At 72.0% G+C, this 13,815-nt stretch carries 12 protein-coding genes; 5 read left to right on the top strand and 7 right to left on the bottom strand.

What is annotated here, in order from left to right; all coding sequences use genetic code 11:
- Positions 1–133: 133 nt before the first annotated feature.
- Positions 134–1,021, top strand: coding sequence for a substrate-binding domain-containing protein (locus AB0H12_RS35635; protein ID WP_499628807.1), 888 nt, complete (start codon positions 134–136; stop codon positions 1,019–1,021).
- Between the two features lie 15 nt (positions 1,022–1,036).
- Here AB0H12_RS35635 and AB0H12_RS35640 read toward each other — a convergent pair whose 3' ends face one another.
- From AB0H12_RS35640 to AB0H12_RS35650, 3 genes are all read right to left on the bottom strand, one after another.
- A complete protein-coding gene (locus tag AB0H12_RS35640) occupies positions 1,037–2,152 on the bottom strand; it encodes an HAAS signaling domain-containing protein (protein ID WP_499628808.1) in 1,116 nt (371 codons plus the stop codon).
- Positions 2,149–2,472: a PadR family transcriptional regulator gene (locus AB0H12_RS35645; protein ID WP_499628809.1), complete on the bottom strand. Its 324-nt coding sequence runs from the start codon at positions 2,470–2,472 to the stop codon at positions 2,149–2,151. The genes AB0H12_RS35640 and AB0H12_RS35645 overlap by 4 nt, the downstream gene beginning before the upstream one ends.
- 113 nt (positions 2,473–2,585) lie before the next feature.
- Positions 2,586–4,625 carry a beta-galactosidase gene (locus tag AB0H12_RS35650; protein ID WP_499628810.1) on the bottom strand — a complete coding sequence of 680 codons (2,040 nt, stop codon included), beginning with the start codon at positions 4,623–4,625 and terminating at the stop codon, positions 2,586–2,588.
- Positions 4,626–4,793: 168 nt separating this feature from the next.
- On the opposite strand from AB0H12_RS35650, the gene AB0H12_RS35655 reads away from it, so the two are divergent.
- The 4 genes from AB0H12_RS35655 to AB0H12_RS35670 are packed head-to-tail and all read left to right on the top strand — an operon-like array spanning position 4,794 to position 8,876.
- A complete protein-coding gene (locus AB0H12_RS35655; protein ID WP_499628811.1) occupies positions 4,794–6,080 on the top strand; it encodes an ABC transporter substrate-binding protein in 1,287 nt (428 codons plus the stop codon).
- Between the two features lie 12 nt (positions 6,081–6,092).
- A complete protein-coding gene (locus AB0H12_RS35660) occupies positions 6,093–7,022 on the top strand; it encodes a carbohydrate ABC transporter permease (RefSeq protein WP_499628812.1) in 930 nt (309 codons plus the stop codon).
- Positions 7,019–7,852: a carbohydrate ABC transporter permease gene (locus tag AB0H12_RS35665; RefSeq protein ID WP_499628813.1), complete on the top strand. Its 834-nt coding sequence runs from the start codon at positions 7,019–7,021 to the stop codon at positions 7,850–7,852. Before AB0H12_RS35660 ends, AB0H12_RS35665 begins: the two co-directional genes overlap by 4 nt.
- Before the next feature lie 7 nt (positions 7,853–7,859).
- The gene (locus tag AB0H12_RS35670; protein ID WP_499628814.1) at positions 7,860–8,876 is read left to right on the top strand and encodes a LacI family DNA-binding transcriptional regulator; all 1,017 of its coding nucleotides are present in this window, start codon (positions 7,860–7,862) and stop codon (positions 8,874–8,876) included.
- Between the two features lie 164 nt (positions 8,877–9,040).
- Here the strand turns inward: AB0H12_RS35670 and AB0H12_RS35675 are convergent, their stop codons facing one another.
- The 4 genes from AB0H12_RS35675 to AB0H12_RS35690 all read right to left on the bottom strand — a co-directional run bounded on the left by AB0H12_RS35675 (position 9,041) and on the right by AB0H12_RS35690 (position 13,813).
- On the bottom strand, positions 9,041–10,273 hold the full coding sequence (locus AB0H12_RS35675; protein WP_499628815.1) for a hypothetical protein: 1,233 nt from the start codon (positions 10,271–10,273) through the stop codon (positions 9,041–9,043).
- Between the two features lie 369 nt (positions 10,274–10,642).
- A complete protein-coding gene (locus AB0H12_RS35680; protein ID WP_499628816.1) occupies positions 10,643–11,905 on the bottom strand; it encodes a hypothetical protein in 1,263 nt (420 codons plus the stop codon).
- 40 nt (positions 11,906–11,945) lie between these two features.
- Complete coding sequence (locus AB0H12_RS35685) at positions 11,946–12,590, bottom strand: response regulator transcription factor (protein ID WP_499628817.1); 645 nt, start codon at positions 12,588–12,590, stop codon at positions 11,946–11,948.
- Complete coding sequence (locus tag AB0H12_RS35690) at positions 12,578–13,813, bottom strand: sensor histidine kinase (protein ID WP_499628818.1); 1,236 nt, start codon at positions 13,811–13,813, stop codon at positions 12,578–12,580. The genes AB0H12_RS35685 and AB0H12_RS35690 overlap by 13 nt, the downstream gene beginning before the upstream one ends.
- Between the last annotated feature and the right edge of the window lie 2 nt (positions 13,814–13,815).

The raw sequence follows: 13,815 nt of genomic DNA on the forward strand, positions 1-13,815 counted from the left end.
CCGACCTTCGAAACTTCTGCGAAAACCTATCGAGCCTTCGGTGCACCGAGTAGGGATCGTTCGGGCTTCTTTGTGAATCGGTGCAGCTCAGAGCTTCGTTGTGTTTCGCTCAATTTCCGATAGTGTCGGAGCCGTGAGCGCGCTGAGGATCCTCGAACGCACGTGCCTCGTGCGCCGGGCGCGGAGTGACCGGCCGCTCCCTCCCGCCCCGCTGGTCGAGCTGGTCTTCCCGTCCCTGAACAGCGCGTGGGCGATGGAGGTCATGCGGGGCGTCGTCGACTCCGGGTTGGACGTCGTGCTGTCCTCGGCGGACGGTCGTGGCACGTCGTGGGCGACCGACCTGGTCCAGGCGCGGCGCGCCGGCGTGCTGCTGGTGACGTGCCCGATCAGCGCGGCCGAGGAACGGGTGCTCGCGCGGGCCGGCGTGCCGCTGGTGCACATCGACCCGGTGGACGCGGCCACGCCGGACCTGCTGAGCGTCGCCGCCACCAACCGGGCGGGCGGCACCACGGCGGTGAAGCACCTGCTGTCGCTCGGGCACCGGCGGATCGGCGTCGTCGGCGGCCCGCGTGACGTGCTGTGCAGCCGTGCCCGCGTGGACGGCTACCGCTTCGCCCTCGGCCGCGCCGGCATAGCGTTCGACACCGCTCTGGTGCGGCACGCGGACTTCACCCGCGAGGGCGGACGGCGGGAGGCCGACGAGCTGCTGCGCCTGCCCGACCGGCCCACGGCGGTCTTCGCGGCCAACGACGAGCAGGCCCTCGGCGTGGTCGAAGCCGCCCGTGCCGCGGGCCTGTCGGTGCCCGGAGACCTCAGCGTCGTCGGCTTCGACGACCTCCCGGCGGCCCGCCGCTGCACGCCGGCCCTGACCACCGTCCGCCAACCGCTGGCCGCGATGGGCCTGCGGGCGGGCTGGATGCTGGCCGACCTGATCGCCGGTCACCCGCCCGTGGCGGACCGGGTCGAGCTGGCCACCGACCTGGTCGTCCGCGACTCGACCGCCCCGCCAACCCCCTGGTGACGGGGCGGCGCCGCGTCAGCCCGTGGTCGTCGCCGTCGTGGGCGCGGTCGTCGTCGACGGGGGCGACTGCGTGACCGACGACGGCGGCGTGGTCGTGGTGGTGGTGGTGCTCGGCACGGTCGGCATCACGACGGTGAAGGGGACGCCCGGGACCTCGCGGCAGCCCGTCTCGTCGTGGACCACGCGGGGCCGCGGGTAGCGGTTGTCGTCGCGGCTCTCGCCCTCGCAGCCGTACCACAGCGCGTTGAGCGGGCGGCCGTTCTCGTCGTAGAGGTGGACGTCGGTGAGAGGCTTGCCGTCCTTGTCGAACACGTAGACGTTGTCGGGGGTCTGCGGCGCCGGGTTGTACGAGACCTGCGCGTTGACGACCGGGTAGACGTCGAGCAGCGACACCACCTTCTCGCCGACCAGCAGCAGGACGCCGAGGGCGAACCCGGTCGCGGGCAGGCTGATCCACAGCCACCGGCGGTCGGCCCTCGCCTTCGGGCCGGCCACCAGCGACACCGCGGCCAGCGCCAGGGCCGGCAGGAAGGTGACGTCCGACCGGTAGACCAGCGCGCCGCCCAAGCCGATCAGCAGGGCGCGGATGATCCACCACACCGGCTGGACCGGGCGCAGCGACGCGAACCACTTGCGCAGGCCGGCCTGCTCGGTGCGGGCCAGCGAGTCCTTGACGGCCACGGCCTCCGGCAGCTTCGCGATCTCCGCCACCAGGCCGCTCTGCCGGAACACCACCACGGTGGCGACCACGGCGCAGAGGCCGACGAGGAAGGCCGCCTCCACGAAGGCGCCGTCGGTGACGGCGAAGCCGAACGCCACGACCGCGGCGGCCAGCAGGCTCCACAGCGCGAACCTGGCCAGTACCGTCGGCCGGTCGCCGCCGCCCGCCGGCGAGGAGGGGGAGGGGTAGCCCGCCGCGACGCGCAGCTCCTCGGCGTACGCGCGCGGCGTGCCGAGCCGGTCGATCAGGGCGGCGGCCGAGAACTCGTCGCCCATCTCCTCGGCGACCTCGACCACGTGCGCGCCCGCGTCGTCCATGATCTCGGCGACCTCGGCCGGGGGCAGGTCGGACAGCGCGTCGCGCATGGCGTCCAGGTAGTGCTTGACCTCGGTGTTCGTCTGCGTGCTCATACACCCTCCCCCAACAGGTCGTCCAACGTCCGCGCGAACGACTTCCAGGTCTTGCCGGATTCGAGCAGCCGTTCCCGGCCCGGCTCGTTGAGGCTGTAGTACTTGCGGTGCGGTCCCTCTTCGCTGGGCACGACGTACGACGTGAGCAGCCCGGCGTTGTAGAGCCGGCGCAGGGTGCCGTAGACCGATGCGTCGCCGACGCCGTCCAGGCCGCCCTGGCGGAGTCTGCGCAGCACGTCGTAGCCGTACCCGTCCTCCTTGCGCAGCACGGCAAGGACGGCGAGGTCCAGCACCCCCTTGAGCAGTTGGCTGGTGTCCATGCGCTTCTCCCGGTGGTGTGCGGTGGAGGGTACTACGGAAAGCGCAGTACCGTGCACGAGGGGGTAGCGAGTGCCCGGGGCCGTCCCGCGTGGACGGCCCCGGCGAACCCCGCTCAGGACTTGAGCACCGCCGTGCCGCCCGCCGGGACGACCAGCTCGGACTCGCAGCGCCGTCCGGTGAGCAGCTCGGTGCCGGACGCGGCCAGCCGCACCTCGGCGTCGGTGTGGTTGAGCACGAACAGGTAGTCGGCGTCGGAGCCGCGGCGGCGCACCACCTCCACGTCGCGCGGCAGGTCGTCGCGCGCCTCGACGCCGGCGGCCGGGAAGACCTCGCGCAGCACCGCGTCGAGCGCCGCGCCGCGCAGCCGGGTCGAGACGTACCAGGCGGTGCCCTCGCCGAGGTGGTGCCGCGTCACCGCCGGACCGCCCGTCGCCGGGCCGTCGAGGTAGGAGCGCACGCTCTCCGCGCCGGCCAGCCGGACGTGCTCGGCCCACACGTCACCGCGCAGCCCGCCGTCCAGCGAGACCTCCTCGCCGGAGCGCAGCGGGAGGAACTCCTCGACCTCCAGGCCGAGCACGTCGCGCAACGCGCCGGGGTGGGCGCCGGGGTGCACGGTGTCGTTGGCGTCGACGATGCCGGAGAAGTACGAGACGACGAGCGTGCCGCCGCCGGCCACGTAGTCGTGCAGCACCTTCGCCGCCGCCGTCGACATCAGGTACAGCGACGGCACCACCACGAGCCGGTAGCCGCCCAGGTCGGCCTCCGGCGCGACGAAGTCCACGGTCAACCGGGCGTCCCACAGCTGCTCGTAGAACGCGCCGACCCGTTCCCGGTAGGACAGGTCGACCGACGGCCGCCAGTCCAGCTCCAGCGCCCACCACGACTCCCAGTCCCACAGCACGGCGACGTCGGCGCGCACCAGGCTGCCGCGCACCTCGTGCAGCGCGCCGAGGTCGCCGCCCAACCGCACGACCTCCTGCCACAGCCCGCTGCGCGTGCCGGCGTGGGGCAGCATCGCGGAGTGGAACTTCTCCGCGCCGAAGCGGGAAGCGCGCCACTGGAAGAACATCACCGCGTCCGCGCCGCGCGCCACGTGGGCCAGGCTGTTGCGGCGCATCTCGCCGGGCCGCTTGGCGATGTTGCGCGGCTGCCAGTTCACCGCGCCGGTGGAGTGCTCCATGAGCATCCACGGTCGCCCGCCCGCCACCGCGCGGGTCAGGTCCGCCGACATGGCCAGGTCGATGTGGTTGCGGTCGGCCTCGGCGGTCAGGTAGTGGTCGTTGGCCACCACGTCGACCTCGCGGCCCCAGCGCCAGTAGTCGATCGACTTGCAGTTGGTGGTCATGAAGTTCGTGGTCACGGGCACGGTCGACCGCTCGCGCAGGAGGTCGCGCTCGGCCGTGTAGCAGGCCAGCAGCTCGTCCGAGCAGAACCGGGCGAAGTCCAGCTCGTGCGCCGGGTTGCCGGTGGTGCCGGACACGCGCGGCGGCTCGACCTCGGCCCACTCGCCGTAGCGCTGGCCCCAGAAGCTGGTGCCCCAGGCCGCGTTGAGCGCGTCGAGGTCGCCGTGCCGTTCGCGCAGCCAGCGCCGGAACGCGGTCGCCGACTCGGGGCAGTAGCACGCGCCGACGGGTGCGCCGTACTCGTTGTGCACGTGCCACAGCGCCACCGCCGGGTGCGCGCCGTAGCGGTCGCCGAGCTGCCGGGTGATGGTCGCGGCGGCCTGGCGGTAGGCGGGCGCGCTCGGGCAGAACGTCGCGCGCGACCCGCGTTCCAGCTCCGTGCCGTCCTTCGTGACCGGCCGGATCTCCGGGTGCGCGCGGTAGAGCCACGCGGGCGGCACGACGGTCGGCGTGGCCAGGTTGACCGCGATGCCCGCGCCGTGCAGCAGGTCGAGCAGCCGGTCCAGCCAGCCGAAGTCGAACTCGCCGGGCCGGGGCTCCAGCGCCGCCCACGCGTGGATCGCGACGCTGACCAGGTTGACCCCGGCCTGCCGCATCAGCGCGACGTCCTCGACCCACACCTCCTCCGGCCACTGCTCGGGGTTGTAGTCCCCGCCGTAGACGAGCCCGTCCACGCCTACCGGCATTCGCGGCGCGAACGGGTCCTGCGCGGCCCGCTCGTCGGCCTGGCGAGGCACCACAAACGTCATGAAGACTCCAGTCGCTGTGAACGTGCACGGTCTAATCGCAGATTACGGTGCAGATAAGACAGGGTGTCAAGTGGTTGACAGGCGTGACGTCCAGACAACTACTGTGCACGTTCACAGCGCGGTTCTCGCTGGCAGCGGCGTCAGCGACGCGGAACCCCCGGAGACCTCATGCGACTCGACATCGCGAAGAAGGCCCTGGCACTCGGCCTCGGCCTCACCCTGCTCGCCGGCTGCGGCGGTGGCGCCGAGGAGGCCGCCGACGGCCCCGTCGAACTGTCCTTCTGGGCTTGGGCGCCCGACATCGACAAGGTCGTCGACAAGTGGAACGCGAGCCACCCCGACACCAAGGTGGTGGTGAGCAAGCAGGCCCAGGGCGACGAGTTGGTGACCAAGCTCCTCACCGCCGCCAAGGGCGGCAACCCGCCGGACCTCGCGCAGGTGGAGTTCCAGTCGCTGCCGACCCTGGTCAGCAACGACGTGGTGGCGGACATCTCCGAGGGCGCGGCGGTGGCCAAGGACAAGTTCGCGCCGGGCGTCTGGGACCAGGTGACGCTGGGCGGCGCCGGTGTCTACGCCGTGCCGCAGGACTCCGGGCCGATGATGTTCTACTACCGCGCCGACCTGTTCGAGCAGTACGGGTTGGAGGTGCCGACGACGTGGGACGAGTACGCGCAGACCGCCCGTGACCTGCGGGCCGAGGCGCCCGACAAGTTCCTCGGCACGTTCTCCTCCAACGACCCGGGCTGGTTCGCGGGCCTCGCGCAGCAGGCGGGCGCGTCGTGGTGGTCGGTCGACGGCGACACGTGGAAGGTCTCCGTGGACGACGCCGCGACCAAGAAGGTCGCGCAGTACTGGAGCGGCCTGGTCGCGGAGGGCGCGGTCGACAAGTCCCCGATGTACACGCCTGAGTGGAACAAGGCGCTCAACGACGGCGTGCAGATCGGCTGGCTGAGCGCGGTGTGGGCGCCGGGCGTGCTCAAGGGCAACGCGGAGAGTACGGCGGGCAAGTGGGCGATGGCCCCCATGCCGCAGTGGGACGCGTCGAAGCCGCGCACCGGCAACTGGGGCGGCTCGACCACGGCGGTGACCGCGGGGTCGAGGCACCAGAAGGCGGCCACCGAGTTCGCGGTGTGGCTGAACACCGACCCGGCCGCGGTCGCGGCGCTGGTGACCCAGAGCGGCATCTACCCGGCGGCCACCTCGGCGCAGGAGGCCCTGACCAACCCGCCCGCGTTCTTCCCGAACCAGCCGGACTTCTACACCACGGCCGCGAAGATCGCCGCCACGTCGTCCGGCTTCACCTGGGGCCCGAACGTCAACGTCACCTACACCACGTACCGCAACGCGATGGCCGAGGCGATCAGCGGTGGCGCGGACCTGGTGCCGTCGTTGGCGAAGATGCAGAGCGCCACCGTGGACGACATGAAGGCCAACGGCTTCACCGTCGGCAACTAGGAGGGTGCGCCCGTGACGACGACTCGCGTGTCCGGGCGGGGTGGTACGGCGCCGAGAGTGGCGCCGTACGCCTTCGTCGCCCCCGCGGTGGTGTTGTTCCTGCTGGTGTTCGCGCTGCCGATCGCCTACACGGTGTACCTGAGCCTGTTCCGCACCGAGGTCAAGGGGCTGGGGCTGGGCAGGGGCAGCCGGTCCGAGGTCTTCGTCGGCCTGGACAACTACGTGCGCGCGCTCACCGACGCCGAACTCGGTGCCGGCGCGCTGCGGGTGCTCGGCTACGGCGCCCTCCTGGTGCCGACGATGCTGGGGCTGGCCCTGGTGTTCGCGCTGCTGCTGGACGAGGACCGGGTGCGGGCCCGCGGGTTCAGCCGGATCGCGATCTTCCTGCCCTACGCGGTCCCCGTCGTGATCGCGTCGCTGCTGTGGGGGTTCCTGTACCTGCCGGGCACCAGCCCGTTCAACCAGATGCTGCGCGCGCTGTCGCTGCCCGAGGTGAACCTGCTGTCGCCGACCGCGATCTACTTCGCGGTGGCCAACATCGCGGTGTGGGGCGGTGTCGGCTACAACATGGTCGTCCTCTACACCGCGTTGCGCTCGATCCCGCACGACCTGTACGAGGCGGCCCGCATCGACGGCTGCACGCCGTGGCAGATCGCCGTGCGGATCAAGATCCCGCTGCTCGCGCCCGCGCTGGTGCTGACGTCGTTGTTCTCGATCATCGCGACGCTGCAGGTGTTCGCCGAGCCGACCACGCTGGCGCCGCTGACCAACTCGCTCTCGCTCACCTGGACGCCGTTGATGAAGGTCTACCAGGACGCGTTCGGCCGCGGTGACATCTACTCCGCGGCCGCGACGTCGGTGCTGATCGCCGTGGCGATGTTCGTGATCTCGTTCGTGCTGCTGCGGGTGACGCGGTCGCGGGCGTTCGGGGGTGAGCGGTGAGGGCGCGCTTGGGCGGGTTGCCGACGTTCGTGCTGCTGGTGGGTGCGGCTTACTGCCTGTTCCCGGTGGCGTGGGTGCTGATCGCCGCGACCAAGAGCACCGGCGAGCTGTTCTCCACGACGACCCTGTCGGTCGGGTCGTCCCTGGTGGCGAACCTGGGCGAGCTCGGCTCCTACCGCGGCGGCGTGTTCTGGCAGTGGATGGCGAACTCCGCCCTGTACGCGGGCGTGGGCGCGCTGCTGTCCGCGGCGTTGTCCGGCGTCACGGGGTACGCGCTGGCCAAGTACGCGTTCCGGGGTCGGGCGTTGATCTTCAACGCGCTGATCGCGGGCGTGCTGGTGCCGGCCGTGGTGCTGGCCATCCCGCAGTACCTGCTGATGTCGAAGATCGGCCTGACCGACACCTACCTGTCGGTGCTGCTGCCGAGCGTGATCAGCCCGTACGGCATCTACCTGGCCCGGATCTACGCCGCCGCGTCCGTGCCCGAGGACGTGGTGGAGGCGGCCCGCACGGACGGTGCGGGCGAGGTGAGGATCCTGGGCTCGATCGCGTTGCCGATGATGGTCCCGGGCCTGGTCACGGTGTTCCTGTTCCAGTTCGTGTCGATCTGGAACAACTTCATGCTGCCCTACATCATGCTCGGCGACGACGGGAAGTTCCCGGTCACGCTGGGGCTCTACACGATGCTCAAGCAGGGCAACACCACGCCCGCGCTGTACACCCTGGTCGTCACCGGTTCGCTGGTGTCGGTGGTGCCTCTGATCGCGCTGTTCCTCACCTTGCAGCGATACTGGCGTATCGACTTGCTCTCCGGAGCGGTGAAAGCATGAGGGAGTCATGAGCGGGAACAGGGCGCCGCGGAACCGGCCGACCATCCACGACGTGGCCGCCGCCGCCGGCGTGTCGCGCGGCACGGTGTCGCGCGCGCTCAACGGCGGGCGCAACGTCAGCCCGGCCGCGTTGGAGGCCGTGCTGAAGGCCGTGCGGACCACCGGGTACGTCGCCAACCCGGCCGCGCGCAGCCTCGTCACGCAACGGGCGCACTCGGTGGCCTTCGTGCTCACCGAGCCGCAGCAGCGGCTGTTCGAGGACCCGAACTTCAGCATCCTGCTCCAGGGCTGCACGCAGGAGCTCGCCGAACTCGACGTGCCGGTGTTGTTGATGACCGCCAGCACCGAGGTGGAGCGCAAGCGGACCAGCCGGTTCATCGCCGCGGGTCACGTGGACGGCGTGCTGCTGGTGTCGTCGCACACCGGCAACCCGCTGCTGGAGGAGCTGCGCGACTCGGGCATCCCCGTCGTGGCCTGCGGCAAGCCGATCGGGCACGAGGGACAGGTGGCCTACGCCGCGGCCGACGACCGTTCGGGGGCGCGGCAGATGGTGGAGCACCTCCGCTCACGCGGGCGGCGGCGGATCGCCACCATCACCGGCCCGCCGGACACCCCCGGCGGCGTCGAGCGGCTCGCCGGCTACCGTGACGTGCTGGGTGCGGGGGCCGGCCCGGACCTGATCGCGCACGGCGACTACAGCCGTGCCGGTGGTGAGGCGGCGATGGCTGAGCTGCTCTCGCGCGCGCCGGACCTGGACGCGGTGTTCGTCGCGTCCGACCTGATGGCGGCGGGTGCGCTCAACGTGCTGCACGACTCCGGCCGCCGCGTCCCGGAGGACGTCGCGGTGGGCGGTTTCGACGACTCCAGCATCGCCACCTCCACCCGCCCCGCGCTGACGACGGTGCGGCAGCCGTTCCAGCGCATCACCCGCGAGATGGTGCGGCTGCTGCTGGAACAGATCCAGGGCGAACCACCGGCCGCCTCCATCCTGCCGACCGAACTGGTCGTCCGCGCCTCGACCTAGCGCCCACGCCGGGCGAGCAGCATCTCCAGCTTGTCGGCGTCACTGGCGCCCCGGACCACCCGGCGCGACCGCTCCGGCAACCTGGCCACGTCCGGTCCGGGACGGCGCGTCGTCGGAGGCCGATCGGTCCGGCGACTCGGCGAGCGAGCAGGCGTGCCGTGGTCCTAGCGGGTCGACTCCAGCGCGCTGCGGCGGGCCGTGACGTCGTCGGGGTCGTCGCCGAAGACCAGCAGTTGGAGGGTGCTGAGCACCACCGGGTTGTCGGTGCGGGTGGTGTCGTGGCCGGAGGTGATGAGCACGCCGCCCGCGTTCAGCGCCGGTCGGACGTGGGCGAGCAGCGCGGTCAGCGGTGCGGCGACGGTGAGCTTGACCGACTCGGCGTACCCGTCGAGGGCGTCGGGCCGGACCGACTGCAGGGCGAGCAGCGGGATCGAGCCGCTGGTGATCCGGAAGTTCAGGTCGAGCACGACCAGCCGGCCGTCGAGCGTCTCGGCGCAGTCCAGGCTGCACAGGCCGCGGTAGCCGACGTCGGCGGCGCGTTGGGTGATCGCCAGGCACTCCGCGAGCAGGTCGGCAGGAGGCTGCCTGACCAGGCCGAACCGGCCGCCGACGTAGACGCCGGTGTCGTCGACGCGCTGTTCGGTGACGGCGAGCAGGCGGGCGACGGCGTCCGGGCCGACGTAGAGCTGGATGCCCCAGTTGCGCGCGAGGGAGAGGTACTCCTCGATCACGAACTCGCCGAGCAGGTCGGTGAACGCCGGGAACTCGACCCGTTCGCCCGCCTCGTGCAGGTAGACGTCGAGGCTGCCGCCGTGCGCGTCGTTCGTGGCGGCCTTGAGGACCCAGGACTTCTCCGCCGGCGCCGCTTCGCCGAGGCCCGCGCGCGTGACGAGGCTGCGGCGGGCGTGGAAGCGCGGTGCGACGAACGTGCTGATGGTGGCCTTGTTGTTCAGGTAGCCGACGAGGTGGGCGGTCTTGACCACGCGTTCGTCGGGGCACCACGCGGTGGGGTGCGGGTACTCCATCGAGATCGGCAGGCCGTCGGCCATCGCCTCGGTCACGCGGGCGGCGAACCCGGCTTCGTCGCGGAAGTCGCGCAGGTCGTCTCCGACCGGCAGGCCGCCGTCGCGCAGCCGTGCCAGCAGCTCCGGGTCCGTGCCGCCCGCGCTGCAGATCACCGGCGCGTCGCCGGCGACCGCGATCGGGCGGGCGGAGAGCGCGTCGACGGTGCTGCGGTGCCGGTTCGCGGCGGTCATGGCCGGACGTGCGCAGACGGCGACGCCGGGGCCGTAGACATCGGTGAGCGCGCGAGGCGCGCCGACTGCCGGCGGCAGCGGTGTGGAGATGCTGATGACGTGCTCCGTGGGGGTGAGTCGGGACGGCCACGCACGCCACACTGTGGTGTGGACGTCATGCCGTAAGGCGGGGCGAGAGCGGTGAAGACGTGCCGTGCGCGCGAGGCGGCGTCCACTGTCGGCCCCGTCGATACTCGGGAAACCGGAAACGTGAGCCGTGGGCGAGCAGCCCGGATGCGGGCTGTGTCCCCCCAGGGTCTCACGCCACCCCCACCACCCCCAAACGCGCGTGTCCTACGTTCACGTCACGCGTGTCCTGCGTTCAGAACACCCGAGTTCAACGCTCGGAACATCCGAGGCACGCGGTCGAGCCGGCCTGGCGTGTGCTGAGTGTTCAACTCGGGGTGCGCGAACGCAGGACACGCGCGTCCCGAACGTAGGACACGCGCGGTTGGGGGGTAGGACTCCCGGTTAGCGGGGGGTGAACGTCAGGCAGAGGTGGAGGGGGTGTTCGCCCCACGTGTTCATCGCGTACATGGCCAGGAGGCCGCCCGACTCGACCGACTCACGCGTCGCCGGCGCGTTGAGAGAGGCCTGGCCGAGCCACATCGGCGTGCCCGCGGGCGGGGTGGGCGCGGTCTGGGCGATCGAGACCGGTCGGCCCTCGCGCTCCTGCACGGCCAGCAGCACGTACGGCTCGGTCAGGTCCGCCGTGTGCTTGCCCGGCTCCACGGTGACGTACTCGCCCCGCTCCGCCGCCGCGCCGCTCACCCGGCCGATCCAGCGGAACGCCTCCAGCAGCGTGTCCGTGGTCAACGCCTCGTGCGCCTCGAGCCCGGTCACCCTGGTCAGCCCCGCCACGCCGCCGGCGATCCCACCGTCCTCGGAGCGGTACCGGTCGAGCAGCGTGATCGTGCCCGACGCCTCGTCCAGCGCCACCAGGTCGCGGAACCGCCGGTCGGTCAACGGCGTGCGCGCCAGCGCGCCGAGGGCCAGCTTCTCCAGCACCGCATCCGGCTCCGTCATCCGCCAGAACGTGCACTCGTCGTCGATCCACAACGGCAGGTAGCCGCCGATCGGCAGACCGGGCACGACCATCGTCAACGTCGAGCCGACCTCCGGGCCAGGAGCCGGAACGGGAGCAGCGCCGGGCTGGAACGGCGCGAGCGCGGCGAACCCCGGGTCGACGCGCGCGGTGCGGATGACGTGGTGCGCCCACCCCCGCACGCGCGTCAACGGGTGGTCGGCGAACTGCGCGTCGTAACGCGGGTCGTCGCCCTTGTGGAACGGCAACCGCCCCTCCACCTCGGGCGCGTACGGGTGCGGCATCACCCAGCCGTCGAACCCGAGCTGCGCCACCAGCACCGCCTCGCGCACCCCGGTCGTCCCCCGCTCCGCCGCCTGGAGCTCGAGCACGGCGCTGCTGTCGGCCCTGGGCACGGTGAACGAGCCGATGAACACCTGGCCCGACGGCTGGTTCGGCAGCGGCACCTTCACCACCTGGAACAACGCGGGCACGTCACCGAGCCGCACGTGGTGCGCCTCGATCAGGCAGCCGACGTCGCCGGTGGTCACGGCCAGGTCGTGCCGCAGCTTCGGCATGTCGTCCAACGACGCGGGCAGGTCGGGCGCCAGGTCGAAGTACGTGAGGCTGACCTGGTCGCCGTTCGCGGGGTTCACCCAAGTGGTCCGGTCGTGCTGCTGGAAGCCGGTCGTGTCGAATGCGATAGGCACCCGCCGACCCTAGGGGGTGACACCCGGCCTGGCACGACACTCACTGGTTGAGGTACGCCAGCACCGCCCGGACGCGCCGGTGGGTGTTGTCCGCCGGCGGCAGGTCCAGCTTGGTCAGGATGTTGCCGATGTGCTTCTCCACCGACGGCGGCGCGAGCACGAGCTCGGCGCAGATGGCCGAGTTGGACAGCCCCTGCGCCACCAGCGCCAGGACCTCCCGCTCACGTCCGGTCAAGGCGGTGATCCGCTCGTCACGGGTGTTGCGGGCGAACAGCTGGCGGATCACCTCCGGGTCCATCGCGGTGCCGCCGGCGGCCACCCGGTGCAGCGCGTCCAGGAACTCGTCCAGCGCCGTCACGCGGTCCTTGAGCAGGTAGCCGATCGCGCCGTTGCCGTCGGCCAGCAGTTCGGTCGCGTACGTGCGCTCGACGTACTGCGACAGGATCAGGATCGGCGCCTTCGGGTCCTGCCTGCGCACGGACAACGCGGCGCGCAGCCCTTCGTCCCGGAAACCCGGCGGCAACCTGACGTCCACAATGGACAGGTCCGGCCGGTGTTCGAGCACGGCCCGTTCCAGGTCCGGCGCGTTGTCCACGGCCGCGACCACGGTGTGCCCGGTGTCGGTCAGCATCCGCACCAGGCCGTCGCGGAGCAGCAGCAGGTCTTCGGCGATCACGATGCGCATGGGAACTCCGCGAGGACGGTGGTGGGCCCACCGGGTGGACTGGTGACCTCCATCGTGCCGTCCAACGCCTCGACCCGACGCCGCAACCCGTCCAAACCGGAGCCGGACGGGTCCGCCCCGCCCCGCCCGTCGTCCCGCAAGGCCAGCGACAGCACCCCGTCCGACCGCCGCAGCGTGATCACGCACTCGTCCGCGCCGGCGTGCTTCACCGCGTTCGCCAACGCCTCCGCGACCACGAAGTACGCCGCCGACTCCACCGCCGCCGGCAGCTCGCCCAACTCCGACGCGTCCACCACGACCGCCAACGGCGCGTCACCGGCCAACGCCGTCAACGCCGCCACCAGCCCCCGGTCGGTCAGGATCGGCGGGTAGATCCCGCGCACGAGCCGCCGCAGCTCGGCGAGCGCCTCGTCCAACTGCCGTCGCGCGCTCACCACGTCCGCCCGCGCCGGGTCCTCCGCCAACCCCGACGCACGCAGCTTCCGATCCGCCAACGCCAGCGTCATGCCCGCCGCCACGATCCGGGCCTGCGCGCCGTCGTGCAGGTCCCGTTCGATCCGCTGCAACTCGGCGGCCTGCGCGTCCACCACCCGCAGCCGCGTCGCCCGCAACGCGCTGACCTGCTGCCGCAACCGCGCCCGCGGTCCCGCCTCCAGCAACCGCGCCGCCGCGGACGCCTGCACCCGTGACACCGCCGCGACCAGCCACCACACCGGCCACGCCGCCACCAGCGCCACCGAGGTCAGCACGAACCGCCCGCCGACGGTGTTGAACAGCCAATCCGCGACCGGGTACAGGCGGGGGTTCGGCACGGCCCACAGCCACAGCGGCGCGAGCACCGTGCCCAGCCAGACCACCCCGGCGACCACGCCGGCCACCCCGGTCACCAGCCCCACCGGGAACCCCGCCAGCAGCCACGCCAGGTCACGCCACGTCCCCGGCTCGCGGAGCAGCGAACGCCCGCGCGTCCACGGGTTCCCGCCGGTCACGGGCCCGTACGGGTCGCCGATCGCCCTCCCCAGCACCCACCCGGCCCGCCGCCGCTCCAGCCGCGCGATCCGCCGACTCACCCACGTCGCCACCAGGAACACCGGCGGCCCCAGGTACGTGAACGACAGCAGACCGCCGGCCAGCGTCGTGACCACCGCCCAGACGAACGACGCGGGCCCGATCACCAGCCCGGCCGCCAGGTGCGCCAGTCCTCTGGCCGCTCGCGAAAACACCT

It is taken from the genome of Actinosynnema sp. NPDC023794, assembly GCF_040639675.1.
In the GTDB taxonomy this organism is placed as follows: Bacteria; Actinomycetota; Actinomycetes; order Mycobacteriales; family Pseudonocardiaceae; genus Actinosynnema; species Actinosynnema luteola.

Bases quoted from the DNA above. Each gene is read 5' to 3' on its own strand.
- AB0H12_RS35685 (WP_499628817.1), bottom strand. From the start codon at position 12,590: ATGCGCATCGTGATCGCCGAAGACCTGCTGCTGCTCCGCGACGGCCTG.
- AB0H12_RS35650 (WP_499628810.1), bottom strand. From the start codon at position 4,625: ATGACGTTTGTGGTGCCTCGCCAGGCCGACGAGCGGGCCGCGCAGGAC.
- AB0H12_RS35670 (WP_499628814.1), top strand. From the start codon at position 7,860: ATGAGCGGGAACAGGGCGCCGCGGAACCGGCCGACCATCCACGACGTG.
- AB0H12_RS35640 (WP_499628808.1), bottom strand. From the start codon at position 2,152: ATGAGCACGCAGACGAACACCGAGGTCAAGCACTACCTGGACGCCATG.
- AB0H12_RS35655 (WP_499628811.1), top strand. From the start codon at position 4,794: ATGCGACTCGACATCGCGAAGAAGGCCCTGGCACTCGGCCTCGGCCTC.
- AB0H12_RS35645 (WP_499628809.1), bottom strand. From the start codon at position 2,472: ATGGACACCAGCCAACTGCTCAAGGGGGTGCTGGACCTCGCCGTCCTT.